Origin of the sequence: Streptomonospora litoralis (assembly GCF_004323735.1) — a bacterium.
In the GTDB taxonomy this organism is placed as follows: domain Bacteria; phylum Actinomycetota; class Actinomycetes; order Streptosporangiales; family Streptosporangiaceae; genus Streptomonospora; species Streptomonospora litoralis.
The window spans coordinates 3,534,496-3,560,579 of record NZ_CP036455.1 but is presented as its reverse complement, the minus strand read 5'-3'; the positions used below and the strand labels follow the sequence as shown (position 1 = coordinate 3,560,579).

Sequence of the window (26,084 nt, the reverse complement as noted above, 5' to 3'; positions counted from 1 at the left end):
GTCTGCGGTTTACCCGAAAGGGATTGCGGGTACCCTGGGCCGCTCGATGTATTCGCATGGATTGCGATACATTCCCCAGAAGTCTGGTTGTGGCAGTCAACCGAAGTCTGGCCGTCGAGTCAACGGGCTATATATTGATAGTTAAGGCGCAATCGAAGCGGTATTACTATTTGTAGTTCTTCGTATGCATAGAGTTTCAAGAATGCACCTGCTCCGGAAGTGGCGGCGCAAGTTCCAGAAGCGTCGGATTCGCAGCTGATTCCGAAGGAGGACGGTGAGCTGATGCGGCACTCCGCCCCCTCTGTGCCTAGCACGGGCAGGGCGGTCGCTCCGGCGGTCGCCCCGGACGCGGCAGTCGGGGCGAGTGCTCAGGCGTGTGGTGCCGTCGCCCGGATTCCGGCGAGGACGACGCCGACGATGCGCTCCGCGTCCGCGCGGGTGAACGTGCGCATGCCGCGGTTGACGATGAGGTGCACCGGGCCGGAGATCATCTCGCCGAGGAAAGAGCTGTCGACGGGGGGTAGCTCGTCCCGCTCGACTGCGGCGTCCAGCCGCCGCTGCATGGCGGCCACGCGCTGGTCGAGGATCCTGGCCAGCGCCTGCCGGACGTTGGGATTCCGGTCGGCGGGCTGGATCGCCTGTTCGAGCGTCCGGCCGAACGGGGTTTCCAGACCGCCCGCGATGGCCAGGAGGAAGTCCACCAGGTCCCGGTGGATGTCGCCCGTGTCGGCGACCGAGGCGAGGTCCTCGGCGTAGCGCAGCAAGGCTTCGACGACCAGTTCTTCGCGGTCGGGCCAGTTGCGGTAGACGCTGGTCTTGTGCACGCCGGCGAGTTCGGCGACCTCCTCGTAGCGGAAGCCCGCGATGCCGTCGCGCGCGACGAGTTCGCTGGCCGCCGCAAGGATCTTCGCTCGCACCCGCGCGCTGCGGCCACCGGGGCGCCGGGCGGGCGTCCGATCAGCGGTCCCGTTGGCCATCGCCGCCTCACCTCCCGATCCCCGCTCGGGCACCGATTGTCGCCACCTGGGTCTTTGCGGTGCAAGCCGGGTGCGAATAGGCTCCATTAAAGCAACGGATCGTTGCGTTAGTGGTCGATTCGCCGCGGCGGGCCGCGGTCGACCCGACCGGCCCCGTCCACCCAGCCGAACCAGGAGCCCACTGTGCGAATCCTCGTCTCCGGAGCCGGTATCGCCGGCCTCGCCGCCGCGCTTGAGCTCGGCACCCGCGGCCACGAGGTCACCGTCGTCGAATACGGCCGCCGCCTCCGACTCGCCGGCACACCCATCGACATCCGCGGTGACGCGATCGAGACCGCGGACAGCATGGGACTGCTTGCCAAGATCCAGCGGCGGCGGCTGCGGATGAGCGAGTCCACCCGGTTCGTCGACGGCGACGGTGAGACGGTCGGCCGCATCCCCGTGGCCCGGATCGGCGACTCCGACGACGACATCGAGATCCTCCGCGAGGATCTGGTGCGCATCCTCGCCGACGCGCTCCCCGATACCGCGGCGATCCGCTTCGGCGACTCGATCGAGACCCTGACCGAAGGCGACGACGGTGTCCGCGCGGGCTTCGCCTCCGGCCGCACAGGACGGTACGACACCGTGCTCGGTGCCGACGGCCAGCACTCCGCCGTACGCAGGCTGGTGTTCGGCCCCGAGGAGGACTACCTCCGCCCCCTCGGTGTCTACTTCGCTCTCGCCGAGCTCTCCGACGAGGCGAGCTCCGCAGACGCCAACCTGGTACACAACGTCCCCGGCCGGCTGGCAGGCGTATTCCGGTACAAGGACAAGACGGTCGCGTTCTTCCAGTTCCGCTCCGAGCCGCTCGACTACGACCACCACGACTCCGACGCCCAGAAGAGGATCCTCTTCGACGCCTTCGCGGGCTACCGGTCGTGGCGGATTCCCGAACTACTCGACGCGGTCCGCACCGCCCCCGAATTCTTCTTCGACGCAGCGGGCCAGATCCACCTGCCCTCCTGGCACCGCGGCCGCGTCGCCCTCGTCGGGGACGCCGGGTACTGCCCGGCCTTCCTCTCCGGGCGGGGTACCTCGCTCGCGCTCACCGGCGCCCGCATCCTCGCCGAAGAGCTCGACCGGTGCGGCGGCGACCACACCGCCGCGTTCGAACGGTACGAGACGCGGCAGCGTCCCTACGTGGCCTTCGCCCAGAACAGCGTCGACGGCGGCCGCGAACGCATGCTGCCGACCACCTGGGCGGCCATCGCGGCCCGCAACAAGGCTCTGCAGGCAGCGGGCACCGACGCGCGCTGAACCCCCCGCACAAGGCGATATCCACCTAATGACGGGCTGGAGAGAATCCGCAGTGAAAGACACGCCGGAAGAGCCCGCTCCCGACGCGCGGGAGCACCGATGGGACAAGCGGCTCATCCTCTGGGTGGCCGTCCTCATCCTCGCCAACGTCCTGGCCGACGTGGCCATCGGCTCGCCCCTGCTGGTCCTGACCCGGCTACTTGAGCGCTTCGACACCGACCAGGCCGCATGGCTGAACGCAAGCGCGATGCTGGCCGGGGCCATCTGGTCGCCGCTGCTCGCGAAGTGCTCCGACATCTTCGGCAAGCGCCGGTTGCTCGTCATCACGCTGTCGGCCTCGTGCGCAGGCGCACTGGTCTGCCTCATCGCACCCGACCTGCCGATCTTCCTCGTGGGGCGCTTCCTCCAGGGCGCCGCCCTGGCCGCGATCTTCATCACGGTGGCCCTCGCCCGCCAAATCTGCCCCCCGCGGGTGGCGATGCCCGTGATCGGGCTCGTGACGTCCGGGACGGCGCTCGTCGGCATCGCCGAACCGCTCCTGATGAGCCCGGTCATCGACCTGTTCGGCTACCGGGGCGTGTTCATCGTGGGGGCCTTGCTCGCCGCGGTGGCCGCGCTCTGCGTCCGCTTCATCATCCCGGAGTCGCCGGTCCGCAGCACCGGCCGGGTCGACGTGGGCGGGGCGCTCCTGCTCGGCGGCGGCCTCGGCGCGGTGCTCGCCTACGCCAGCCTGGGTGGAGATTTCGGGTGGCTGTCCGCGGGCATGATCGCCCTGCTGGCGGCCGGTGCCGCCGCGCTGGTCGGGTGGGTGTTCCTCGCCCTGCGTATCGACGAGCCCGTCATCGACATCCGGGCCCTCAGCCGGCCGGTCCTGCTGACGCTGCTGGCCCTGGTGCTGGCCGCAGGGTCCTTCCGGAGCATGCTGCAACTGACGAGCATCGTCGCCGAGGTTCCCGCCGACCTGGGGCTCGGCTACGGGCTGGGCGGCGGTGCGGCGCTCTCCGTGCTGATGGCCGCGTCCTCGTCCGGCCTCATGATCGGAGGCACGTTCGCCGGATGGCTCGCGGGGCGGTTCGGTCCCACCCGGCCCCTCCTCGGCGGCATCGCCATCGGGGCGGTGGCGACCTTCGCGATGCTGGCGGGCGTATCGGTGTTCCCGCTGGCGATCGCCTGCGGCGCCATGGTCGGCACGGCCGCGGGGGCGATCCAGGCGTCCGGCTACAACCTGGCGATCAGCCTCGCGCCGCCCGAACGCCAGGGCACGATCTCCGGCCTGGTGTCGGTCATGTTCGCCCTCGGCTCGGTCGTCTTCAGCTTCGCCGGAGCCGAGATCCTCAAGGCCACCGGCATCCCCGGGCCCGCCGCCGACGGTGCCCCGGTGAGCACGGCGACCGGAGTGTACCTCTACGTTTCGATGGCCGGGGTGCTCTTCGCGCTCGCTGCGGTACCCGCGATCATGCTGGTGCGCAGCCGGCGTGCCGTGCCGGAGGCTGCCGAGGCGCCGAAGCGTTCGGGCGCGCCCGCGGTCGGCGGGTAGCCCCGATCGCCGGGCGGGCCGCCGTCCCCGCCGGCCACCGCCATAGGCGGGTAAAAACCCCGAATGATCAGCCAAGGGGGTTGGACGGGCTTGCGGGGGCGCGCAGACTGGCGCTACGGGACCGCGGTAGAGGTGTTCGCGCCGGCCGGTCCCCGGTCAGCGGTCGGACGCTCGGGTCCCGGACGGTGAAACGCCACTCCACAGGCGGTTTCCCTCAAGGGGGCGGAAATGACCATGAACCGCGGCGAAGTCGAGGCCGACATCAAAAACACCATGGGCCTCGTACCGCACTTCTTCGATCAGATTCCGGACCAGCTGATGGCGCCGGAATGGGAGATCTTCAAGCGGCTCGAACTCGGCGAGACGCTCATCCCGAACAAGTACAAGGAGCTCATCGGCATCGCGTTGCATGCTGAGACGAAGTGCACGTACTGCACGCTCTTCCACACCGAGGCGGCGAAGCTGTTCGGCGCCACCGACGAGGAGATCCAGGAAGCCGTGCACTACGCCAAGAACAGCCTCGGCTGGAGCGCCTACCTCAACGGCATGCGCGAGGACTACGACACGTTCAGCGACGAGCTCGCCCAGATCGGCGAGTACCTCGGCTCGAAGGGCTGACCTTGCGGATCGAACGCGAGCGATCGACCGTGCTCCGGGCGACCTTGCACGCCCACGAGCTCGCCGCTCTGATGACCGCCGCGCGCTACGTGGCGCTCACCTCCCCCGACGACGTTCCCGAGGGGGCGCGCCGCCGGCTGGCGGCGCTGCTGGAGGACTACGACGAGCAGGTCCGCAGGTTGCCTTCGCCCACCGGGCAGGGCCCTGACCCGGAGCGCGGTCCCCCGCCCGGCGGGGGACCGTGACAGCAGACGCGCTGCGGGCAGTCGGCGGGGATGGACACGAAGGGAGCGGGTTTGCTCCACCGGCCTCGGGACAGCGGGGTCAGACACGACACCCTCGCAACTCGCCGGTTGCACCCGGGCACAGAAGCAGTTGCCCGTGCGCAGGCCCGCAGACGACCCGCCGGGGAAGGTGGCCTGACCTTTGCTCCTCAAGCAGTTCTATGCGCAGTCGCTGGGCCATGCGTCCTATCTCGTGGGCGATGAGAAGACGGGGCGGGCGTTGGTGTTCGATCCGCGCCGCGACGTGGAGGTCTACCTCCAGGCGGCCCGGGAGAGCGGTCTGCGTATCGCCTACACCGCCGACTCCCACGGCCACAACGACTACCTGTCGGGGATCAGGGAGCTGACCGAGCACACCGGTGCCCGGGTGTGGGCCTCGGCGGCCGGCGAGTACGGCTATGCCCACGAGCCGTTGCGTGACGGGCAGGTGGTCGAGTTCGGCGATGTGGGCATCGAGGTCCTCCACACGCCGGGGCACACTCCCGAGCACATGAGCCTGCTGGTCTACGATCGCGCCGCCGGCGCCGACGTGCCGGCGTTGCTGCTGTCGGGGGGAGCGCTGCTGGTCGGCGACCTCGCCCGGCCGGACCTGCTCGGCGGGGACGAGCAGGCACGCGAGGCGGCGTCGGTCTTCTGCGACACGATCCAGACCAAGCTGCTCCCGCTGCCCGACGGCGTACAGGTGTATCCGACGCATGTGGCCGGTTCGCTGTGCGGCGGGAACATCGGCAGCCGGCTGTCGACCACGGTCGGATACGAGCGCCGGACCAACGCCGTCCTGTCCTCCGTGGACTCCGCCGAGGAGTTCGTCCGCGAATGCATCCGCTTGGACAACCTGCCCGCGGTGCCGCCGTACTGGAGGCGCATGCGCACGCAGAACATGCGCGGCGTCGAACCCCTGGGTCTGCTCACCGAGCCGCCGGCGTTGGGCGCCGGCGAGTTCCAGCAGCATCGCGACAGCGGCGCGATCGTCCTCGACACACGCCGGCCGGAGGCCTACGGCGGTTCGCACATCCCCGGTGCCCTCAACGTGGGCACGGGGGCGGCTTTTCCGACCTGGGCCGGCACGGTGCTGCCGGAGGGGGCACGGACTCTGCTCGTCATGGACGGTCCCGCCGATCTGTGGGAGATCACCTGGCAGCTTCTGCGTATCGGCTACCCCCTGCCGACCGGGTGGCTGCGCGCGGGCATGACCGGGTGGCGCACCGCCGCCCGTCCCGTCGAGAGCGTTCCCCAGATCACGGTGTACGACCTCAAGGAGCGGCTGGAGCGGGGCGAGGTGCGGCTGCTCGATGTGCGCCAGCCGAGCGAGTGGAACAGCGGCCACATCGCCGAAGCCGTCCATGTCACCGGAGCCGAGCTTCCCGACCGGCTGGACGAGGTTCCTGACGACCGGCCGCTCGCCGTCACCTGCGGTAGCGGCTACCGCTCTTCGGTGGCCGCCAGCCTGCTCGCCCGCAACGGGCACCCGGCGGTCCTCAACGTCACCGGTGGGATGACCGCGTGGAAGAACGCCGACCTGCCCATGAATGGGTGAGCGCTATCGACTACGCCCCGACGATCACCGTGGGAGCGGATTTCGACGAGGCCGTGGCGCGTGTGAAGGAGGCCTTCAAGGCCAGGGATTCGGCACGCTGACCGAGATCGACGTCCAGGCCACGCTGCAGGAGAAGCTGGGCGCGGCGATGGAGCCCTACGTCATCCTCGGTGCGCGCAATCCCGAACTCGCGCACCGGGCGCTGGATGTCGAACGCGAGAACGAGCCGCCGCGCGGTGAACGGGGCCGGGGCGCGGCCCGCGGGAGTCCGCGGATCGGCGGCGCCCCGGCCGGCGCTCATGCTCCGACGTCGGGCCCGACCAGGAACAGGCCCGCGTCGGCGGGCCCGTGCGGGGCGACTGCCAAGCCATGCCGTCCGGCCTCGGAGCGCAGTCCGTCCCCGGTCAGTGTCCACCAGGTGTAGGCGACCTCGTCGCGGCCGATGAGCCGTTCGCCCTCGTGCACCTCGTATGTCATGCGCCAGGTGATCCGGTCGGGCCCGGCGGGCGAGGCTTCGGCCCAACCGGTGTAGGTGCGCAGGCCGATGCGGAGATCCGTCATCCGGGTGCGCTCGACGAGTGCGGGCTCGACGGGCTCGGCCAGGTTGACCATGGCGAAGGCGCCGGGCGCCAGGCGCGCTGCCAGGAGGCCCCGCAGCCGGTCGCGCTCCTCGGGGGAGAAGTGCCCGATGAGGTTGGCCAGCGGGGCGCCCCCGAGGCGTTCGGGCAGCCGGGCCGAGAGGAGGTCGTCGCCGCCCACGGTGACCCGGTCGCAGTCGGCATCGGCGGCCGCTCGCGAGAGCAGCACAGCGCGCAGCACGGGCGAGGGTTCGAGGGCGAGCACGTGCGCCTCGGGCAGGGTCCGTGTCGCCAGGCGCGTGCCCCACCCGCCGCCCGCCCCGGCGTCCAGCAGCGGCCCGTGCTCGGCGGGCATCCGGCTGAGTGCCTCGGTGAGGGGAGCATTTCGCGCTGTGGCGGGCGTTCCGGCTGCACAAGCGTGTTGCGGACGGTGGTGACCCCTGCGTCGTGATCTCTCCGGTGTTGAGCTGTTACCGTAACTCGGTAAAAATGAAAACCATTGTCATTTCGAAGGAAGGGTGTGCGTGAAGGCGAACCCAATGGTGCACGAGGCATCACCGGCGGAGCCGGTCGAGCCCGGTGCCGCTTCGCGCCCCCCGGCCCTGGCCTCCGGCATGGCGGTGCTGCTGCTCGCGGGGGGCCTGTACGCGGCGCTGCTCGTCTCCGTCGTGCTGGCCACCGGCCTCGGCCCTACGGCGATCAGCCCGTGGGACACGGCCCGCTACCTGTGGGCCGCTGCGACAGGCGATTCGATATCGGCCGCGGAGGTGACGCGCTACCAGATCGTCGCGCAGGTCCGCGCGCCCCGCGTGGTGCTCGCCGCAGTAGTGGGAGGCGGCCTCAGCGCGGTCGGCGTCGCGATCCAGGCCATGGTCCGCAACGCTCTGGCGGACCCCTTCATCCTCGGCGTCTCCTCGGGCGCCTCGGTCGGCGCGGTGACCGCCTCGGTGACCGGCGGCTTGGCCGTCCTCGGCATCCACGCCCTGTCGGGGGGCGCGTTCATCGGCGCGCTGGGCGCCTCGCTCCTCGTCTACGCCGCTTCCTACAACCGGGGCGGCATGACGCCCCTGCGGCTGGTCCTCACCGGAGTGGCCTTGGCGTTCGGCTTCCAGGCGGTCATGAGCGTCATCATCTACTTCGCGCCCAACAGCGAGGCGACGAGCGCGGTGCTGTACTGGACGATGGGCAGCTTCGGAGCCGCCAGGTGGGACGCCCTTCCGCTCGTGGCGGCCATCGTGGTGCTCGGCACGATCATGCTGCGGAGCCGGAGCCGCAAGCTGGACGTCATGGCGCTGGGCGACGAGACGGCGGCCAGCCTCGGCGTCGACACCGCGGTACTGCGGCGCAACCTCTTCATCCTGACGGCGGTGATGACCGGGGCGATGGTCGCGGTCAGCGGCGCGATCGGATTCGTCGGCCTGGTGGTCCCGCACGTGGTGCGCCTGATGATCGGCGCGGCGCATTCCCGCGTACTCACGATCGCTCCCGTGTTCGGCGCCCTGCTCATGGTCTGGGTCGACCTGCTGTCCCGCACGGTCGTCCCTCCCCGCGAACTCCCGCTGGGCGCGCTAACCGCACTCGTCGGGGTGCCGGTGTTCATCGTGCTGCTGCGGCGGCGCGGCTATCTGTTCGGAGGACGCTGAGCATGCGGATCGCTTTGGACCGGATCACCGTCTCGGTCGCCGGCAACGAGCTGGTGCGGGCGCTGAGCCTCGACGTCCCGGACGGCAAGATCGTGGGACTGGTGGGACCCAACGGCTCCGGCAAGACGACGGCGCTGCGGTGCGTCTACCGCGCGCTGAAGCCGACCCGCGGCACGGTGTGGATCGACGGCGGGACAGACCTGCACGCGCAGACCCTGCGCCAGAGCGCACTGCAGGTCGCGGCGCTCTCCCAGGAGGACGGCACCGACCTCGACTTCACCGCGGCCGAGGTCGTGGCGCTCGGGCGCACCCCCCACAAGCGGGGAAACGAACCGCTGACCGCCGCCGAACGGGACCTCTGCCGGCGGGCGATGCACGCACTGGAGGTCGACCACCTCGCGCACCGCGGGGTGCTCACCCTCTCCGGAGGCGAACGGCAGCGCGTGCTGATCGCCCGCGCCCTCGTCCAGCAACCGCGGGTCCTCGTCCTCGACGAGCCCACCAACCACCTGGACATGCGCCACCAGATCGAGCTGCTCGGGCTGCTCAAGGAGTCCGGGTTGAGCGTCCTGGTCATCCTGCACGACCTGAACCTCGCCGCGGTGACGTGCGACCGGCTGGGCCTTCTGGCCGAGGGGGCGCTGGTGGCCGCGGGCACGCCGGCCGAGGTCCTGACGGAGGAACGCATCGAAAGCGTTTTCAACGTCGCTACCCGAGTGGTCTCCCATCCCCTCAGCGGGACACCGCAGATCCTCTACACATTGCCTGCGCACCGCAGGTGGGAAGGAACCCCCGTATGACCGCGACCCCCAGTCCTGCACTCCGAGCCGGGAAGCTGGCAGCCCCCCTCGTGCTGGCAAGCGTCCTGGCCGCGAGCTGCGGCGCCCAGATCGAGGAGGACTCCTCGACGAGCACGGCCACGGTCAAGCGCTGCGGAGAACCGGTCGAGTACCAAACCCCGCAACGCGCTGTGGTCTACGAAGGCGGAAGCGCGGACAAGATGTTCGCCCTGGGCCTGACCGAGCACGTGCACGGATACGTCATGCCGCCCGCCAACCCGCCGGTCAGCGAATCACCGTGGGCGGAGGAGTACGAGAAGGTCGAATTCCTCGGTGACGACCTGCTGAACCGGGAGTTGGTGGTCCAAGCGAATTCCGACTTCGTGGTGGCGGGCTGGAATTCGGGTTTCAGCGACCAGCGGGGGATCACCCCGGAGATCCTGGACCGCCTGGAGATCCAGAGCTTCATGCACGCTGAGTCGTGCTACAACTATCCGGAATTCCCGGAGGAGCACGACCCGTTCGAGGGCCTGTACACCGACATGCGCAGGCTGGGCAAGATCTTCGGTGTCGAGGACAGGGCCCGGGAGGTCGTGGCGGACATGAAGAGCCGCGTCCAGGCGGTCCGCGACGCCGCGCCCGAGGGGGAGAAAGTTCCGGTCTTCCTGTACGACTCCGGTACGGACCAGCCTTTCACCGCGGGCAACCAGGTCCCGCCGAACGAGATCATCGAATTCGCCGGCGGGCGCAACATCTTCGGCGGCCTGGAGGAGCGCTGGACTCAGGTCGGCTGGGAGGCGGTGGTCGAGGGAGAGCCCGAAGTCATCATCATCCTCGACTACGGTGACAAGCCCGCCACGGACAAGATCGAATTCCTAAAGAATTCGCCGCGGACCAGCGAGCTTCCCGCGGTGGTCAACGACAACTTCTATATCATGGACTACAACGAGGGAATCAGTAGCCCGCGGAATGTCGACGGCCTGGAGAAATTCGGGAAATATCTTCGGGAGTACGAGGGGTAGATGCTCCGTCCCCGGCCAGGGCGCAGCACCGGTCGGCGGAGTGCGTAGAGGGAGCGGGAGCGCAGCGGGTCTGTGTCAGCCGGCAAGGCGCGACAAGGCGGCGGCGGGGTTCAGGCGCTCGGGGGCGATTCCGGCGTTGGCGTAGGAGGTCACGGTCAGGCTCCCCTCACTTCCGGCGCGGGACGTGAGAAGCCGCGGGCCCCGGGAGCCAGCGCCGCCGCGGCCGGGGCGGCGAAGCACGCCAGGGCGCAGAAGCCGAGAACCGGCCCCGTGCCGAAGGCGGCGATGGCCGGTGCGATGAGGGCGAGTCCGACCGGGGCGAGCCCGTAGGAGAGCAGGAAGTCCAGCGAGGAGACGCGGGCGAGCTTGGCGGGCTCGACCTCGCGCTGGGTCGCGGTGAACCAGGGCACGTTGAACAGTTCGATGCCGATACCGGCCAGCACGTAGGCGGTGATCACGGCGGCGGGATGCACGGGCAGCAGCAGGCTCAGCGGCGCGAAGCCGTAGCAGGCCAACCCGGCCAGTGCCGCCCACCCCTGGGCCTTGGGGCGCCAGCGGGCGATCAGCAGTGCCCCGCCCATCGCGCCTGCGGTGTAGGCGGTCAGGGCCGCGGCGAGCACGGCTTCGGTGCCGTAGGTTTCGCGGCTGACCAGGGGGAGTGCCACCCCGGTGGCCGAGTAGCCGGTGGCGATGACCGTCGTGAGCGCGGCCAGCCCGGCCAGGAACCACGGGTGCCGGCGGGCCTCGCGCACGCCGTCGGCGAACTCGGCGGAGAACGGTGCGCGGGCGCCCTTCGGGGTTAGCGCCGCGGCGCCGCGAGCGGGAAGGACGGCGGCGGCCAGCCAGAGCGCAGCGGTGGCCAGCACCAGCGCGGGCGTGCTGACGGCGACGGAGAGCAGCGCGACCAGTCCGGGCGCGAGCAGCGTGGTGACGCGCACCGCGAAAGTCACCGCGGCGTTGGCGGACTGGCGCCGCGGCTCGTCCACCACCTCCGCGGTCAGGGCCTGGAACGCCGGCCGGCAGGCGCCCTGGCCGACGCCCACCACGGCGGCGGCCAGCGCCATCAGCGCCACCGACCGCCCCAATCCCGCGGCCACCACGGGCGTGGCCGCGGCAGCGGCCAAGCCGGACCACAGCACGACCCCGCGTCGGGAGTGGCGGTCGGCCAGCATGCCGCCGACCGGCACCGCCGCGAGGAAGCCCGCGGTGCGCGCCGCCAGCACGATCCCGAGCCCCACGGCCGTCAGACTGCGGTCGAGCAGCGCCAAGCCCAGGATGAACGGCAGCGCCCAGGTTGCGAGTCCGGACGCGGTGGTGCCCGCCCACAGCCGCAGGAAGGCCGGGTCGCCAAGCACCGATCCGCGGCGGTGGGCGGTCGCGGAGGCTTGGGGCGCCGGAGAAGGCGTCACTGGACGATGCTCCTGTTCCACTCGGGTATCGACAGACGACACCATAGCGAAAACGATTATCGTAATGGGGTCTCGGGGTAGTCGGCACGGGGCTGGACTGGGACCCGTCCGTGGGAGACCGCCGCCAGCACCTGGCATTCACCGGACTGGACCTGGACACCGAGCGACTGGAGGCGCTCCTGGACTCGTGCCTGCTGGCCCCTGGCGAGGGCCTTATGCACTTCCAGGAGGACCCCTTCGCCGATCAACTCGGAAGGTAGTGATGACGAATCATCCCCGCCGTTCGCACAAGAGCGGTCGATCGAGGTTCGCCAACCCGCTGGGGGAGGCGGACCGGGTCGATTTACCGCCCTGCTCCGCAAGCCCTGGAGGCCCTGGGACGGGGTACCCACCAGCGGGCAGGTGTGGCTGCGCAGGCCGATCCTGCCGGGGTTCACCTTCAACGAGGGGTGCCACATCCACCGCACGTGGCTGGCCGACGACGCAATCCCGACGTCGGCCGGGCCGCGCGGCTGGGGCAGACCAGGCCACCTGAGGGTCTCGACGACCCCCCGAAAAAAAGATGATCTCCCAGATGTCTCCCACGGCGGCTGACGCCTTCCGTGGACAGAACTGAGAGACCCATCCTGACCTGCGGTGTTGCTGGTGGGCGATACAGGATTCGAACCTGTGACCTCTACCGTGTCAAGGTAGCGCTCTAACCAACTGAGCTAACCGCCCCGAAGGGGTGACCAGAGGTGGAGACGGGATTTGAACCCGTGTAGACGGCTTTGCAGGCCGTTGCCTCGCCTCTCGGCCACTCCACCGGACTCGGGCGGGGGTAAGGGTGGCCCCCGGTGTCTCCGAGCGGACGACGGGATTCGAACCCGCGACCCTCACCTTGGCAAGGTGATGCTCTACCAGCTGAGCCACGTCCGCGTACGATCCGGCGCCGGTCCCGGGTTCCGGCCGGGGTCTGCGCCGTCGTTCGGATAGAACTGTAGCGGAAAGTCAGCACACGGCAAATCGGCGGCCGGGTTGACAGCGGGTCGGTCGGGGGCTGCAGATATACAGGGGGGCACGCAGGGGCGAGACGTCGGCGCTAGCCGGAGGAGTGCGATGGTCCGGTGCGGGAACGCTGTGATGCCGTGGGCGCAGGCCCGTGAGGAGGCGCGGCGGCTCGGGGAGCAAAGCGCGTGGGCCGCCGGGCGGGTCGTGGCGCTGGAGGACGCGCTCGGTGCGGTGCTCGCCCGGGATCTGACGGCGCTCGTCGGCGTGCCGGCCTACGACGCCGCCGCCATGGACGGCTACGCCGTCGCCGGGAGCGGGCCGGAGTGGTCGGTGATGGGACGGGTGCTGGCCGGTGCCTCCGGAGCCGCCGGCGCAGTCGCCCGGCTGCGCCCCGGCCAGGCGGTCGAGATCGCCACCGGTGCCGAAGTGCCCGAAGGAACAGACGCCGTGCTGCCCTACGAGTCGGTCGTCGGCTCCGCCTCTCGGCGGGTGCGCGGTGAGATCGCCCTCGGCAAGCATGTGCGCCGCGCGGGCGAGGACACGGTCGCCGGCGACTCCGTGCTCCCTGTCGGCACCGTCGTCACCCCCGCCGTCGTGGGGTTGGCCGCCTCGCTGGGACACGACACGCTCGCGGTGCGCCGCCCCCGGGTCGCCGCGTTCGTCACCGGCGACGAGATCACCGCCTCCGGGCGGCCCGGTGCCGGGCAGGTGCGCGACGCGATCGGTCCGATGCTGCCCGGCATCGCCGCCTGGGCGGGTGCCGAGACCGCGGGCGCCCCCCGGTTCCTGCGCGACGGCTTCGACGCGATGGTCGCCGCTCTGCGCTCGGCGGAACACCGCGGGCGCACAGTGGGCGCGTCCGGCTCCCGCGCGGCACGGGTGGGCGCGGCGCCCCCCGCTGCGCCCCCCGCGGAGGCGCCGCCGGAGGACGGCACACGGGTGCACCGGCAGGAGGCCGCCGGCGCGGACGTCGTCGTGGTCTGCGGTGCTTCGTCCAAAGGGCCCGCCGACCACCTCCGGGCGGCGCTGGCCGAGGTCGGCGCGGCGATCGTGGTCGACGGCGTCGCCTGCCGCCCCGGCCACCCGCAGCTGCTGGCCCGGCTCGGGACCGACGAGGAGCCCGGCCCCCTCGTCGTGGGGTTGCCGGGCAACCCCAACGCCGCTCTCGCCGCCGCCGCTACCCTGCTGATGCCCGCACTGCGCGCCATGGCGGGCGGACCCGACCCCGACCCCGTGCTGCCGCCGGCGATGCAGGTCAAAGGGGCGATCCGGCCGCACGCACACGACACGCGGCTGGTCGCGGTGCGGATCTCGGGAGGGCAGGCCGAGCCCGTCGGCTTCGACCGCCCGGGCAGCCTTCGCGGCGCCGCGCTCGCCGACGCCTACGCCGTCGTCCCGCCCGGTTGGAGCGGACCGTACGCGGCGCTGCTGTGGCTGCCCCGTTGACGGGGCGCCGCGGTGGTGGCCGTGGCGCGGTGGCCGCTGGGCGGTTCCCTGTGTCGGGCGGGCCCCGGAGGCTGCCTGCCCCCGGTCGCACCGGCCGCGGTGCGCGCGCTCACCGGCGGCGGCCCGGCGGGTTCCGTTGGCCACGGCCGTGGCCACCGCCGTCCGATCGGTGCCCGGATCCCGCCGTCGACCCGGCGGCCGCGGCGTAGGGCGCCGCCGAACACGCACGGTATCCGGGCGCAGCCGTCGAACCGTCGCCTCGCCGCGGCGGCGCCGCGGCTTGCGAGTCCCGTATCCGCCTACGCCGGCCCGCGCCGGAGCGTGGCACGCGGGCCCGCTCGGGCGTGGCGGCGTCCACTCCTGGCCTAGACTCGGAACCGCCGATCCCGTACTCGCAAGGGCTCCGACTCGCAGCCGACGAAAGCCGCGGACCTATGACCTCGTCCCACTTCGACAAGAGTGTGCTGGCCAATCCGGTGCAGCGCCCCGCACCGCTGCGCGACAGCGTCTACGACACGCTGCTGGAGCTGATCACGCGGCGGCGGCTGCCCCCCGGGCGCCACCTGGTCGAGAACGAGCTCGCCGAGCAGCTCGGCGTCTCCCGCCAGCCGGTCCGCGAGGCGCTGCAGCGGCTCAGCAACGAGGGCTGGGTGGACCTGCGCCCCGGCTACGGCGCGTTCGTGCACCAGCCCAGCGAAAGCGAGGCGGACCAGCTGCTGGCCGTCCGCTCACTGCTGGAGACCGAGGCGGCCAGGCTCGCCGCAGGCGCGGCCTCGCCCGAAGGCGTCGAGCGGCTCCGGGAGCTGTGGCGTGCCGGTATGGACGGGCTGGAGCGCGGCGACACCGACGCGATGGTCGACAGCAATGCGGAACTGCACCACCGCATCGTCGAACTCGCCGGCAACGAGGTCCTGGCCGGACTCGCCGGCCAGGTGGCGCGGCGGGTGCGCTGGTACCACGGGTTGGTCGTGCAGCGGCGCGGCCGCGAATCGTGGGAGGAGCACGCGGCCATCATCGAGGCCATCGAGTCCGGCGACCAGGACCGCGCGGCCGCTCTGATGCGCGAGCACACCGAGGCCACTCGCGTCGCCTACCACGAGCAGGCCGCCGACGGCGAGTCCGCCGCGGAGCCGGCGGAGGAGCCCGCCGAGCTCTGAGCGCCGGTGACGCCCCTCGCGCCGCGGCGTTCGCCGGCCCCGAGGGGCGGGGCTCCCACCTCGTGCAGGCCGAAGCGCACACGTCGCGAGTGGCCCGTCGACCCCGCCGTGCGGCGGCCGTCGCGCGGCTCCTTCCCGGGCCGCGGCTTCGGCGCCGAGACACGGTGCGGATCCGTCCGCGCCGACGCGTCCGCGGGCGCCGCATGGCCGGCGCGGGGGAGCCGGGCGTGCCGACGGCCGCTCGGCGCGTGACGAGCACGGGAATTTTCCGCCAAGGCTGGCGCGAGTGTGGTCCAAGACACCACAATGAATGTTCGTCCTCTCCCGTGCGGAGGGGTAGCGATGGCGCGTATGGCGCCGGGACCGTTCCAGGCCCCGGCGGCCTCGCCGGCGCCGGGGCCGGACAACCCCTGGGTCCGGCCCCGGTCGACATCGCAGGGGTTGGGGAACGGCGTGCTGATCCGGCAATTCGAGTACCTCGTCGCCCTGGCGCGCGAGCGGCACTTCGCACGGGCGGCCCTCGCCTGCCACGTCTCCCAGCCGGCACTCTCCGCCGGCATCCGCAAGCTGGAGTCCGAACTGGGCGTGCCCATCGTCCGGCGCGGCCACCGCTTCGAGGGCTTCACCCCCGAGGGCGAACGCGTGCTGGGCTGGGCCACCCGGATCCTCGCCGAGCGCGACAACCTGACCGCCGAGGTCGATACCGTGCGCGAAGGCCGCATCGGCACCCTGCGCGTCGGTGTCCTTCCCGAGGCGGCGACCGCGTTCGCACACGTCGCGGCCCCCTTCGGCGCCCGCAACCCGCGCGTGGCGCTGAGCGTGCGCAGCATGCCCGCCGGAGACATCCGACGGGGGATCGCCGACGGCGCCCTGGACTGCGGCACGGTGCGCACACCGCTGGATCCGTCGCGCACCCGCGGTCGCGCCGTGCTCTACCGTGAGCGGTCCCTGCTGCTGACCGCCGACAGCGGACGCTTCGCCGACCGGACCGCGGTGCAGTGGGACGAACTCGCCCACGTTCCGCTGTGCCGGCTGCTGCCCGACCCGCTCTGGCCGCGCGTGTCCGACGCCGTCGCCGCGGCCACCGGCGAGGACCCGGCGGTGCGGGTGGAGGTCGACTCCGTGCCCGCCCTTTGCGAGCACCTCGGCCGGGGCGGCGGGTGCGCCGTGGTCACGCACGCGTGGCTGAGCCCGGACGGGCTGCCCGAGGGTCTGCGCGCGGTTCCGATGGCCGAGAGCGCCGACCCCAGCGGTGTCGCCCTGGCGATCGCCGACCGCCGACCCGAACCGCTACTGGCCGCCGAGTTGGCCGCTTTCGCCCGGACGGTGCCGCTGCAGCAGCGCCTGGACGCCGTTCTCCCGGCGGAAGCTGACAGCGCGGGCCTGGTCCCGGAGCCGCGGCTCTCCAGCCGCGGCTGAGCACCGCTGCGTGGTGGGAGAGCGTGGTCGGGGTGCCCCGGTGCGGGCGCGCCGCCGTTCGCCGCTCGGCTCGGGGTGGCCGAGACGCCTGGAGAGGGTTCCGGCCGGGGGAGCGGCGAGCGGGATCGGCGCCGTCATCGGGGAGAGAACCCCGGCGGCCGGGCGGCGGGTGCAGAGCACGGCCTCGCGGGCGCGCGAGGCGCGGCGGCTACGAATAGGCGCCGAAGACGATCAGCCAGCCGACGACGCCGAGAGCCAGGCCGATCCAGAAGGAGGTCCACGCGTAGCGGACGAAGCGGTCCTGGTCGTGGGGGTCGTGCTGGGACATCGCCACCGCCGCGAAGACGATGGTGAGGATACCGCAGACCAGATTGCAGCACAGGGTCATGCCGATACCCGCCGCCAGTGCGCCGCCGGGGTTGGGGGAGGAGGTCGGGGGATAGGCCATGGGCGTTCCTTCCGTCGGGTGCGGGCCGCGTCTGCGGCGTTCGACGCCTCCGGCGGTGCCGCGGTTCCCCGCGCGGCATCCCCGCACGGCGGGCACCGGTGCTCCACCCGGGGCCCGAGTTGAGCTTGTGTAATCTTCTGACCTGCGAAAACGACTGGTCGGTCGGGCGTGTCCAGGGAGTGTCCAGGTTCGACCACTATCGTGGGGTGCATGGCTTCCAACGACCACCGCGCAGGAAAGAGTCAAAGTACCCTTGGTCCGGACCGGATCGAGCGGGGGTCGGGCGGTGAAGCAGAGTCGGCCAAGGGGTCGGGTGGCAACGGCGCCCCCGTCCAATCGGTCGACAGGGCGATCACTGTTCTGGAGATACTCGCTCAGCACGGCGAGGCCGGGGTCACCGAGATCGCGGCCGAACTCGGCGTGCACAAGTCCACGGCGTTCCGGCTTGTCGGGGCCCTGGAGCGGCGCGGCCTCGTCGAGCAGCCGGGGCTGCGGGGCAAGTACCAGCTCGGCTTCGGCATCATCCGGCTGGCCGGCACCATGGCGGCCGGGCTGGATCTGACCCAGCAGAGTCGGCGGGTCTGCGAGGACCTCGCCGCTGAACTCGGCGAGACGGTGAACATCGCCATACCCAGCGGCGACATGGTCGTCAACATCGACCAGGTCCGCGGTGCATCGGCGATCGTCAGCCAGAACTGGATCGGCCGGCAGAACCCCCTGCACACGACCTCCACCGGCAAAGCGCTGCTGGCCCACATGCGCGTCCCCGACCAGCGTCGGGTGCTGCGGGGACGCCTGGAGCAGCTCACCCCCCACACCCTCACCGATCCCGACACCCTCCGCGCCGAGATCGACGAGATCCTCGAACGCGGCTTCGCCACGGCCGTGGAGGAGCTGGAGGTGGGTCTCAACGCGGTCGCGGCGCCGATCCGTGGCCTCACCGGCGAGGTCATCGCCGCCCTCAGCGCGTCGGGTCCCTCCTACCGGATGGAGGAGGACAAGCTCCCCGCCATCGGCGAGGCGGTCTGCAGGGCCGCCATGGAGGTCTCGATCCGCATGGGACACATGGAAACCGCCGACACCTGACACCGAGACGGCCACCGCGGCCGGCCCAGCTAGGGGCTAGCTCAGCGAGTCCTGTTCGTAGCCCAGCGCGGCGGCCGCGATCCGGGCGGCGCGCTCGATGGTCTCCTCCGCAGGAGGAGTGATGTCGAGCGTGGCGCCCGGTTCGTCGTCGCCCAGGGGCTCCAGGGTGGACTTCTGCGAGCGCAGCAGCGTCTCGGGCATGAAATGGCCCTTGCGCTCGCGCAGCCGCTCGGCGATGAGCTCGGTGGAACCGTCCAGGTGGAGGAAGCGGACATCGGGGGCGGATGAGCGCAGCACGTCGCGGTAGGCGCGCTTGAGCGCCGAGCAGGCCATTATGGTCGACTCCCCGCGGCGGTCGTGCTCGCCGATCCATTCCGCGAGCGACTCCAGCCACGGTCGGCGGTCGTCGTCGGTCAGCGCGGTCCCGGCCGACATCTTGGCGACGTTGGCCTCGGGGTGGAAGTCGTCGGCCTCGGCGAAGGCCAGCCCCATGCGCTCGGCGACGGGCTCGGCCACGGTGCTCTTGCCCGTGCCCGAGACTCCCATGACCACGAAGTGCGTGCCGTGTTGCATTCGTTGCTCCATCTGTGCGGATGTGTGAACGCGCCCGGTGCGCGCTTTAATAGTGATACCAATGAAGTTCCGCTGTGCGGCGACCGCCCCGGGCGGTTCCGCCGGCTGCAGGGCCGAAGGAGACCGATGAGCGCCGCCCCCGACCACCGGACCCTGCACAACCGCGTCCTTGCGGACGTGGGGCCCGCCATCGCCGCGGGCGAATACGAGCCCGGGGCCGTTCTTACCCTGGACAGTCTGGCCCAGCGCTACGGGGTGTCCCGAACCGTCGCGCGCGAGGCCGTGCGGGTTCTGGAGTCGATGCACCTGGTGGTCAGCCGTCCGCGCACCGGTGTGCGGGTGCGTCCCCCCGCTGAGTGGAGCGTCTACGACCCCCAGCTCATCCGCTGGCAGCTGGCCGGGCCGCGGCGCATCGAGCAGTTGCGGTCCCTGACCGAGCTGCGCGCCGCCGTGGAGCCTCCCGCGGCGGCCTTCGCCGCCCGACGCGCCGATGCCGACGAGCGCGCCGCCCTGGTCGAGCTGAACGAGCGGATGGCCGACACCGGGCGGCGCGGCGACCTGGAGGCGTTCCTGCGCCTGGACATCGAGTTCCACCGGCGCATCCTGCAGATGTCGGGCAACGGGATGTTCGCGGGGCTGACCGGAGTTGTGGCCGAGGTGCTCACCGGCCGCACCGAATACGATCTCATGCCCAACCGGCCCCGCCCCGAGGCGCTGCGCCTGCACTCCCACGTGGCCGAAGCGGTGGGTGGCGGCCTGGCCGACGTGGCCCAGGCCGCCATGCGCGCGATCGTCGACGAAGTCGTCGCGGCCCTGGACGACGAGGAGGGCACGGGGCGGCGGCCCGGCTGCTGAGTCCGGACCGCCCGCCCCCGCGCCCGGGGTCGCGGGCGGCCCCCTACACCACCAGGCTGGCCAGCGCCGCCAGCACGAACCCGACCGTGCCGATCAGCGTCTCCATCACCGTCCAGGTGCGCAGCGTCGTCTTGGTGTCCATCCCCAGGAAGCGGCCCACCAGCCAGAACCCGGAGTCGTTGACGTGGGAGAGCACGGTGGAGCCGCAGGCGATCGCGATGACGACCAGCGACAGGTCGATGGTGCTCAGCCCCGGCGAGGCGGCGACGAGCGGGGCGACCAGTGCGGCCGCGGTGGTCAGCGCGACCGTCGCCGAGCCCTGTGCCACCCGCAGCGCCGCGGCGATCACGAACGCCGCCAGGATCACCGGCATCCCGGTGTTCTCCAGGCTGGAGGCCAGCGCCTCGCCGACGCCGCTGATCTCCAGCACCCCGCCGAACATGCCGCCGGCGCCGGTGATGAGGATGATGGCGCAGACCGGGCCCAGCGAGTCGTTGGCCAGCTTCTCCACGTACTTGCGGGAGAACCGGCCCGGTGCCAGCGCGACCATGGCCACCAGCGTGGTGATCAGCAGCGCGATCGGGGTCTGGCCGATCAGGATGAGCCCCTGCACCCAGGCGGCGCCCTCGGGTACGGCCCCGGTCGAGGCCAGCGTGCTCAGGCCGGTGTTGGCGAAGATCAGCAGCATCGGCAGCAGCAGGATGCCCAGCACCGTCAGCAGCGCCGGGGCGCCCTCGGTCGTGGCCACATCGGAGGCCGTGCCCGCCGGAGCCTTGCCCGCCGCCGCGCGGGTGGCGGTGCCCTCGGCCGGCAGCTTGCCCCCGCCCTGCCCGGAGGAGCCGCCGGCGTCGGCCTCGGGGCCGCCCTCGCTGGAGTCGGCGGCGCCGAACTCCGCGGGCACCGGCAGGTGGAAGCGGCGCCCGGCGTAGAGGGAGTAGAGGTAGCTCCCGATGTACCAGGTCGGCACGGCCAGGATCAGGCCGACGATCAGCGTGACGCCGAGGTCGGCGCCGATCTGGTCGGCGGCGGCCACCGGGCCGGGGTGGGGCGGCACGAAGGCGTGCATCACGGCGAAGGCGCCCGCTGCGGGCAGGGCGTAGAGCAGCACGGAGCCGCCGAGGCGGCGCGCGACGCTGAAGACGATCGGCAGCATGACGATCAGGCCCGCGTCGAAGAAGATCGGGAACCCGAAGATCAGCGAGGCGACGCCCAGCGCCAGCGGGGCGCGCCGTTCGCCGAAGGTGTTGATCAGCGCTCCGGCGAGGACTCCGGCCCCGCCGGTCACTTCCAGCAGGCGGCCGATCATCACGCCCAGGCCGACGAGGAGGCCGACGCTGGCAAGCGTATCGGCGAAGCCGTAGAGCATGGTCGGTACGACATCGGGCAGGGGGATGCGGGTGGCGAGCGCTACGCCCAGGCTGACCAGTACGAGTGCGACGAAGGCGTGCAGGCGCACCCAGATCACGAGCACCAGGAGCACGGCGATCGACGCGGCCGCGATGAGCAGCAGCGGCACCGTGCCGTATGCGGGGTCTATGGGTTCCACGGGATCCTCCGGGGATGGGGACGGGCCGGTGCGCGGTGTGACGTGCACCGGAGGAATGCTGGCGGCAATGGTAATACCATTTGTGAGAACGTGTGATCCACCCCGTTGCGAATTGTTACCCGCGGGGTGCGGTGCCGGGATGCGGACCCGACCCGCACGGGTGCCGGGCACTGCCGGGTCCGCAACCGCCGTACGGGATCGAACGGGTGACCTCAGCGGCGGGTCAGGCGCAGCGTGAGGATCTCGAACGGGCGCAGCCCGAACTCCACGCGGTCGCCTTCGGCCTCCAGCGGCGCCGCCGCCTCCATCGGTTCCTCCAGCAGGTCGACCGCCGCCGCGCCGGCCACCGGAAACGACGCCTGCAGCGCGCCGCGCGTCCGCGCGCCGTGGGCCTCGTACAGCCGCACCACCACATCGCCCGAGCGGTCGTCGGCCAGCTTGACCGACTCGGCGACCACGCCCGCGCCCTCCACCTCCACCAGCGGCGCCACGTCGGCACCGCCGGGCACCGCGCGCTCGGGCAGGTTGACCCGGTAGCCCTCGCGCACCGCCTCGGCGATCCCTGCTCCGGGCACGAGCGCGTAGGAGAAGACGTGGCGCCCCTGGTCGGCCTCGGGGTCGGGGAAGCGCGGCGCCCGCAGCAGCGACAGCCGCAGCACGGTGGTGGTGCCGCCGTCCCCGCGCACCGTCCGGTCGACGTCGTGGCCATAGGTGGAGGCGGTGGCCAGGGCGTGGCCGTAGCCCGGTTCGCCGGCGTGCACCCACCGGTGCGCGCAGCACTCGAACCGGGCCGCGTCCCAGGAGGTGTTGGTGTGCGCGGGCCGGTGCACGTGCCCGAACTGGATCTCGGCGGCCACCGAGGCGGCGCGCACGTCCAGCGGGAAGGCGGCTTTGAGGAAGCGCTCGCGCTCGTGCCAATCCACCTCGGTGGTGAAGTCGACCCGCGTCGCGCCGCGCTCCAGCGCCACGACCTGGCGCGCCGCGGAGGCGCCGAAGGAGCGGACCACCTCCACCGCGGCCCGCCCGGGACCCGCGCTGAGCACCCGCACCTCCTCCGCGGCGGTGATGTCGGCGCCGCTGCGGCGGTAGAAGGAGTCGACGTCCCAGGCGTCCCAGGCGTTGGGCACATCGCGGTGGAGCTGCAACAGGTTGGCCGACGCATCCGGGGCCAGCGCCTCGCGGCCCGTGGCCGTCTCGACGACGGAGACGACCAGGCCGCGCTCGTCCACCGCCACCTGCAGCAGCCCGTTGTCCAGCAGGTGGCCGCCGCCCGCGCGCGCCGAAGCCGTCGCGGGCGCCGACGCGCCACCGGTTTGCGTGGCGTGCGCTGCGTGCTCACCGCCGGGGCGGCCCCGCCCGCCCATCGCCGCCACCCCGCCGCGCGCATGCGGACAGGCGTTGAACACCGTCACCGCCTCGGTGACCGCGTCCCGGCCGCCGGTCGCGCCGCCGCCGGTCGCGCCGCCGCCGCCGGCCGCGCCGCCGCCGGCGGCCAGCACGCGCCGCGCCCCGTCGGCGATGTCGGCCAGCTCCGCGGTGATATCGGCGTAGGCAGCCGCGGCCTCGCGGTGCACCCAGGCGATCGACGACCCGGGCAGGATGTCGTGGAACTGGTGCAGCAGCACCCGCTTCCACAGCTCCTCCAGCCGCTCGTAGGGGTAGCGGTAGGCGCCGTCGCCGTCCTGGGCCGTGCGCACCGCCGCCGTGGCCGCCCACAACTCGGCCTCGCGCAGCAGGTGCTCGCTGCGCCGGTTGCCCTGCTTGGTGCGGGCCTGGCTGGTGTAGGTGCCGCGGTGCAGCTCCAGGTACAGCTCGCCCAGCCACACCGGTGCCGCGTCGCCGTACTCCTCCTCCGCCGCGGCGAAGAACTCCGCGGGGCTTTCCACGCGCACCCGCGGCGCGCCCTCCAGGTCCGCTGTGCGCGCCGCGCGCACCAGCATCTCGCGCGTGGGTCCGCCGCCCCCGTCGCCGTGGCCGAAGGGCACCAGCGACCGCGACGCCGCACCGGCCTCCCGGAAGCCGCGCGCCGCGCGGGCCAGCTCATGCCCGCTCAGTTCGGCGTTGTAGGTGTCGACCGGCGGGAAGTGCGTGAACACGCGGGTGCCGTCGATGCCCTCCCACCAGAAGCTGTGGTGGGGGAAGGTGTTCGTCTGGTTCCACGACAGCTTCTGGGTGAGGAACCAGCGCGACCCCGACAGGCGCACCAGCTGCGGCAGCGCCGCCGAGTAGCCGAAGGAGTCGGGCAGCCACACCTCGCGGGTGTCGGTGCCCAGCTCCTCGCGGAAGAACCGCTTGCCGTAGGTGAACTGGCGGGCCAGCGCCTCACCGCCGGGCATGTTGGTGTCGGCCTCCACCCACATGCCCCCCACCGGCACGAACCGGCCCGCCGCGGTGTGCTCGCGCACCCGTTCGAACAGCTCGGGGTGGCTCTCGGCGAGCCAGGCGAACTGCTGGGCCTGCGACATCGCGTAGACCAGATCGGGGTGGTCGGCCATCAGCGCGGTGGTGTTGGCGACGGTGCGCGCCACCTTGCGCACCGTCTCGCGCAGCGGCCACAGCCAGGCCGAGTCGATATGGGCGTGGCCCACCGCCGAGACGCGGTGGGCGCTGGCTTCGGCCGGGTCGGCGAGCACGGGCGCGAGCTGCTCGCGTGCGGCCGCGGCCGTGGCCGCCGGGTCGGTCGCGTCGAGCACGTCCAGCGCGCGCGAGAGAGCGGTGCGGAGCCGCGCCCGCCGCGGCGACCCCTCGGGCAGCTCCCGCATCAGCTGGGCCAGCAGCTCGGCGTCCAGGCTCAGCGCCCACACCTCGGGGTCGAAGACGGCCAGTTCGGCGCGGCGCAGCCGGTACAGCGGCTCGTCGCCGGCGGTGGCGGGATCGCCCAGCGGGGTCGGGGCGAAGCCGTTCGGGCCCAGGATCACCGGATTGGCCGCCGCCTCCACCCGCAGGTCGACCTCTTCGCCGCCGTGCGCCGGAGCGGCCACCCGCACCCACCGGTTGCGCGGGTTGAGGCCCTTGACCGGGGTGCCGTCGGGGCGGTGCACCAGACCTTCGGCGCAGAAACCCGGCCGGTCGGGGTCGAACCCGAGGTCGATCACCGCCTCCACCCTCCGCCCCGCCCATTCGGCGGGGACCCGCCCGGTGAAGCGGAACCACGTTGTGCCCCACGCCGGACCCCAGGCCTGGCCGAGAGCGGCCGCGGTGAAGGGCGCGGACACCCCTTCGGCGGCCGGCACCCCGCCGACGGGAGCGTCCCAGCTCTCCACGGCCAGCGGGACCGCCGCGGAGTAGACCGCGGGCCACAGGCGCTCCCCCAGCACGCGGGTGAGGCGCCGGTCGACCTGGTCGTGCTCGTCGTGCATGCAGCGCTCCCGGGGGCTCGGCGGCGGCCTTCGGGTACGCTCGCCGCCCCTGCCCGGGAAGTCAAGGGCTCCCGCGCGCGGTTCGATACGTTGGAGCCTGTGCGGCGCGGGTGCGGGTGGTGCCGGCACCACCCCCGGATGTGGGGGCGGCCGGGCTGACGCGGCGGGGCCCGGTGGATCAGACTGGCCCCGGCAGTGTCGGTGTGGGTGTCGGTGCCAGTGTCGGTGTCGGGGCTAGCGGCCGAAGCGAACGGGAAGAGCGGGGCGGATGCACAGGCTGATCAACCAGGTACGGCCGTACCCGTGGGGGGCGAAGACCGCCATCCCGCGGCTGCTGGGGGTCGAACCCGACGGGCGCCCCCAGGCCGAGCTGTGGCTGGGCGCGCACTACGGCGCTCCCAGCACCGTCGTTACCCCCGAGGGCCCTGCCTCGTTCGACGACGTCATAGCCGCCGCACCCAAGGAGGCGCTGGGTGAGCGCACCGTCGAGCGCTTCGGCGAGCGGCTGCCGTTCCTGCTGAAGGTGCTGGCCGCCGAGGAGCCGCTGTCGCTGCAGGTGCACCCCGACGCCGCGCGCGCCCGCGCGGGCTTCGAGGCCGAGGAGGCGGCTGGGATCCCGGTCGGGGCCGCCCACCGCAACTACCGCGACCCCTTCCACAAGCCCGAGCTGGTGCTGGCGCTGGAACCCTTCGAGGCGCTGTGCGGTTTCCGCGACCCCGCCGCCGCGCGGGCCGACCTGGACGGGCTGTCCTGCGAGCTGGCCGAGGTGCTGCGGGCCGACCTAGGCGTCCCCGACGTGCATACGGCTCTGCGCGGTGCACTGACGCGACTGCTCACCCTGGGCGAGGACGGCCGCGCGGAGCAGGTGGCCGAGTTCGTCGCCGAGTGGAAGCGCCTGGGTTCGGGCGCCCACCACGACACCCTGGTGGAGCTTGCCGAGCGCTACCCGGGCGACCCCGGCGCTGTGGCGGCCCTGCTGCTGAACCGCGTGAGCCTGCGCCCCGGCGAGGCGCTGTTCCTGCCCGCGGGCAACGTGCACGCCTACCTGCGCGGCGTGGCGGTGGAGGTCATGGCCAGCTCGGACAACGTGCTGCGCGCCGGGCTCACCGGCAAGCACGTCGACAGCGCCGAACTGCTGGCGGTCGTGGACTTCTCCGTGCTGCCGATCCCCTTCACCGGGCCGGTGCAGACGGCCGGGCGCGCCGAGTTCCGCCCCGGCATCCCCGACTTCGCGCTGTCCACCGCGGGACCCGGGCCCATCGGCACGCGGCTGGAGGGCGGGGCGCCGTCGGTGGTGCTGGCCCTGGAGGGATCGGCCGACCTGGTCGCGGAGTCGGGCGAGGTGCTGGTGTTGAGCCGCGGGGAGTCGGTGTTCCTGCCGGCCTGCTGCGGCCGGGTGTCCGTGCGCGGACACGGGCACCTCGTCGTGGCCACGGTCGGGGACTGACCGCGCCCTTCGCGGCGGGGCGGGCAGGGCGCGCCGGGGCGGCCCGAAGGCGGCGGCCCAGCGGCGCCGGTACGC

22 protein-coding genes, 3 tRNA genes and 1 pseudogene are annotated in these 26,084 nt (G+C 72.4%); 16 read left to right on the top strand and 10 right to left on the bottom strand.

What is annotated here, in order from left to right; all coding sequences use genetic code 11:
- Window positions 1-368: 368 nt before the first annotated feature.
- Window positions 369-977 (bottom strand): TetR/AcrR family transcriptional regulator, encoded by a 609-nt coding sequence (locus EKD16_RS15085; protein WP_131098967.1) that lies wholly within the window; start codon window positions 975-977, stop codon window positions 369-371.
- Between the two features lie 183 nt (window positions 978-1,160).
- Here EKD16_RS15085 and EKD16_RS15080 point away from each other — a divergent pair, with 183 nt between their 5' ends.
- The 6 genes and pseudogenes from EKD16_RS15080 to EKD16_RS26610 all read left to right on the top strand — a co-directional run.
- Complete coding sequence (locus EKD16_RS15080) at window positions 1,161-2,276, top strand: FAD-dependent monooxygenase (RefSeq protein ID WP_131098966.1); 1,116 nt, start codon at window positions 1,161-1,163, stop codon at window positions 2,274-2,276.
- Window positions 2,277-2,328: 52 nt separating this feature from the next.
- Window positions 2,329-3,813 (top strand): MFS transporter, encoded by a 1,485-nt coding sequence (locus tag EKD16_RS15075; protein WP_131098965.1) that lies wholly within the window; start codon window positions 2,329-2,331, stop codon window positions 3,811-3,813.
- Window positions 3,814-4,041: 228 nt separating this feature from the next.
- Window positions 4,042-4,431 (top strand): carboxymuconolactone decarboxylase family protein, encoded by a 390-nt coding sequence (locus tag EKD16_RS15070; RefSeq protein ID WP_131098964.1) that lies wholly within the window; start codon window positions 4,042-4,044, stop codon window positions 4,429-4,431.
- A gap of 2 nt (window positions 4,432-4,433) precedes the next feature.
- A complete protein-coding gene (locus tag EKD16_RS15065; RefSeq protein ID WP_131098963.1) occupies window positions 4,434-4,676 on the top strand; it encodes a hypothetical protein in 243 nt (80 codons plus the stop codon).
- Window positions 4,677-4,857: 181 nt separating this feature from the next.
- Window positions 4,858-6,252 carry an MBL fold metallo-hydrolase gene (locus tag EKD16_RS15060; protein WP_131098962.1) on the top strand — a complete coding sequence of 465 codons (1,395 nt, stop codon included), beginning with the start codon at window positions 4,858-4,860 and terminating at the stop codon, window positions 6,250-6,252.
- Window positions 6,245-6,418: pseudogene (locus EKD16_RS26610) on the top strand (hypothetical protein); the annotation flags it as partial. The gene EKD16_RS15060 and the pseudogene EKD16_RS26610, both read left to right, overlap by 8 nt.
- Window positions 6,419-6,549: 131 nt before the next feature.
- On the opposite strand, the gene EKD16_RS26140 reads toward EKD16_RS26610, so the two are convergent.
- A complete protein-coding gene (locus EKD16_RS26140) occupies window positions 6,550-7,185 on the bottom strand; it encodes a class I SAM-dependent methyltransferase (RefSeq protein WP_242676983.1) in 636 nt (211 codons plus the stop codon).
- 184 nt (window positions 7,186-7,369) lie between these two features.
- On the opposite strand from EKD16_RS26140, the gene EKD16_RS15050 reads away from it, so the two are divergent.
- Genes EKD16_RS15050 through EKD16_RS15040 form a run of 3 tightly spaced genes read left to right on the top strand, consistent with a single transcriptional unit; the run spans window position 7,370 to window position 10,274 of the window.
- On the top strand, window positions 7,370-8,473 hold the full coding sequence (locus tag EKD16_RS15050) for a FecCD family ABC transporter permease (protein WP_131102595.1): 1,104 nt from the start codon (window positions 7,370-7,372) through the stop codon (window positions 8,471-8,473).
- Between the two features lie 2 nt (window positions 8,474-8,475).
- Window positions 8,476-9,273 carry an ABC transporter ATP-binding protein gene (locus EKD16_RS15045; RefSeq protein ID WP_131098960.1) on the top strand — a complete coding sequence of 266 codons (798 nt, stop codon included), beginning with the start codon at window positions 8,476-8,478 and terminating at the stop codon, window positions 9,271-9,273.
- Entirely contained in the window at window positions 9,270-10,274 is a 1,005-nt protein-coding gene (locus EKD16_RS15040) for an ABC transporter substrate-binding protein (protein ID WP_131098959.1), read from the top strand. The genes EKD16_RS15045 and EKD16_RS15040 overlap by 4 nt, the downstream gene beginning before the upstream one ends.
- 155 nt (window positions 10,275-10,429) lie before the next feature.
- Here EKD16_RS15040 and EKD16_RS15035 read toward each other — a convergent pair whose 3' ends face one another.
- Window positions 10,430-11,728 carry an MFS transporter gene (locus tag EKD16_RS15035; protein ID WP_131098958.1) on the bottom strand — a complete coding sequence of 433 codons (1,299 nt, stop codon included), beginning with the start codon at window positions 11,726-11,728 and terminating at the stop codon, window positions 10,430-10,432.
- 47 nt (window positions 11,729-11,775) lie between these two features.
- Here EKD16_RS15035 and EKD16_RS15030 point away from each other — a divergent pair, with 47 nt between their 5' ends.
- Entirely contained in the window at window positions 11,776-11,943 is a 168-nt protein-coding gene (locus EKD16_RS15030; RefSeq protein WP_394347344.1) for a CobW C-terminal domain-containing protein, read from the top strand.
- A gap of 383 nt (window positions 11,944-12,326) precedes the next feature.
- Here the strand turns inward: EKD16_RS15030 and EKD16_RS15025 are convergent.
- From EKD16_RS15025 to EKD16_RS15015, 3 genes are all read right to left on the bottom strand, one after another.
- A tRNA-Val gene (locus EKD16_RS15025) sits at window positions 12,327-12,403 on the bottom strand.
- A gap of 15 nt (window positions 12,404-12,418) precedes the next feature.
- A tRNA-Cys gene (locus tag EKD16_RS15020) sits at window positions 12,419-12,489 on the bottom strand.
- A 39-nt stretch (window positions 12,490-12,528) separates the two neighbouring features.
- Window positions 12,529-12,601, bottom strand: a tRNA-Gly gene (locus EKD16_RS15015).
- A 204-nt stretch (window positions 12,602-12,805) separates the two neighbouring features.
- Here EKD16_RS15015 and EKD16_RS15010 point away from each other — a divergent pair.
- The 3 genes from EKD16_RS15010 to EKD16_RS15000 all read left to right on the top strand — a co-directional run bounded on the left by EKD16_RS15010 (window position 12,806) and on the right by EKD16_RS15000 (window position 16,695).
- Window positions 12,806-14,119, top strand: coding sequence for a molybdopterin molybdotransferase MoeA (locus EKD16_RS15010; RefSeq protein ID WP_242676982.1), 1,314 nt, complete (start codon window positions 12,806-12,808; stop codon window positions 14,117-14,119).
- Window positions 14,120-14,553: 434 nt separating this feature from the next.
- Window positions 14,554-15,276, top strand: coding sequence for a GntR family transcriptional regulator (locus tag EKD16_RS15005; RefSeq protein WP_131098956.1), 723 nt, complete (start codon window positions 14,554-14,556; stop codon window positions 15,274-15,276).
- Window positions 15,277-15,729: 453 nt separating this feature from the next.
- Entirely contained in the window at window positions 15,730-16,695 is a 966-nt protein-coding gene (locus EKD16_RS15000; RefSeq protein WP_165498578.1) for a LysR family transcriptional regulator, read from the top strand.
- Between the two features lie 208 nt (window positions 16,696-16,903).
- On the opposite strand, the gene EKD16_RS14995 is transcribed toward EKD16_RS15000, so the two are convergent.
- Window positions 16,904-17,143, bottom strand: a complete 240-nt coding sequence (locus EKD16_RS14995) for a hypothetical protein (protein ID WP_131098954.1) — start codon at window positions 17,141-17,143, stop codon at window positions 16,904-16,906.
- Window positions 17,144-17,353: 210 nt separating this feature from the next.
- Here EKD16_RS14995 and EKD16_RS14990 point away from each other — a divergent pair, with 210 nt between their 5' ends.
- Window positions 17,354-18,229, top strand: a complete 876-nt coding sequence (locus EKD16_RS14990; protein ID WP_131098953.1) for an IclR family transcriptional regulator — start codon at window positions 17,354-17,356, stop codon at window positions 18,227-18,229.
- Window positions 18,230-18,265: 36 nt separating this feature from the next.
- On the opposite strand, the gene EKD16_RS14985 is transcribed toward EKD16_RS14990, so the two are convergent.
- A complete protein-coding gene (locus EKD16_RS14985) occupies window positions 18,266-18,802 on the bottom strand; it encodes a gluconokinase (RefSeq protein WP_131098952.1) in 537 nt (178 codons plus the stop codon).
- 126 nt (window positions 18,803-18,928) lie between these two features.
- On the opposite strand from EKD16_RS14985, the gene EKD16_RS14980 reads away from it, so the two are divergent.
- Window positions 18,929-19,657 carry a FadR/GntR family transcriptional regulator gene (locus EKD16_RS14980; protein WP_131098951.1) on the top strand — a complete coding sequence of 243 codons (729 nt, stop codon included), beginning with the start codon at window positions 18,929-18,931 and terminating at the stop codon, window positions 19,655-19,657.
- A gap of 43 nt (window positions 19,658-19,700) precedes the next feature.
- On the opposite strand, the gene EKD16_RS14975 is transcribed toward EKD16_RS14980, so the two are convergent.
- Both EKD16_RS14975 and EKD16_RS14970 read right to left on the bottom strand, forming a co-directional pair.
- Window positions 19,701-21,203 (bottom strand): GntP family permease, encoded by a 1,503-nt coding sequence (locus EKD16_RS14975; protein ID WP_131098950.1) that lies wholly within the window; start codon window positions 21,201-21,203, stop codon window positions 19,701-19,703.
- A gap of 212 nt (window positions 21,204-21,415) precedes the next feature.
- Window positions 21,416-24,562 (bottom strand): alpha-mannosidase, encoded by a 3,147-nt coding sequence (locus tag EKD16_RS14970; protein WP_131098949.1) that lies wholly within the window; start codon window positions 24,560-24,562, stop codon window positions 21,416-21,418.
- Between the two features lie 268 nt (window positions 24,563-24,830).
- Here EKD16_RS14970 and manA point away from each other — a divergent pair, with 268 nt between their 5' ends.
- A complete protein-coding gene (gene manA / locus EKD16_RS14965; protein ID WP_131098948.1) occupies window positions 24,831-26,009 on the top strand; it encodes a mannose-6-phosphate isomerase, class I in 1,179 nt (392 codons plus the stop codon).
- Window positions 26,010-26,084 lie beyond the last annotated feature (75 nt).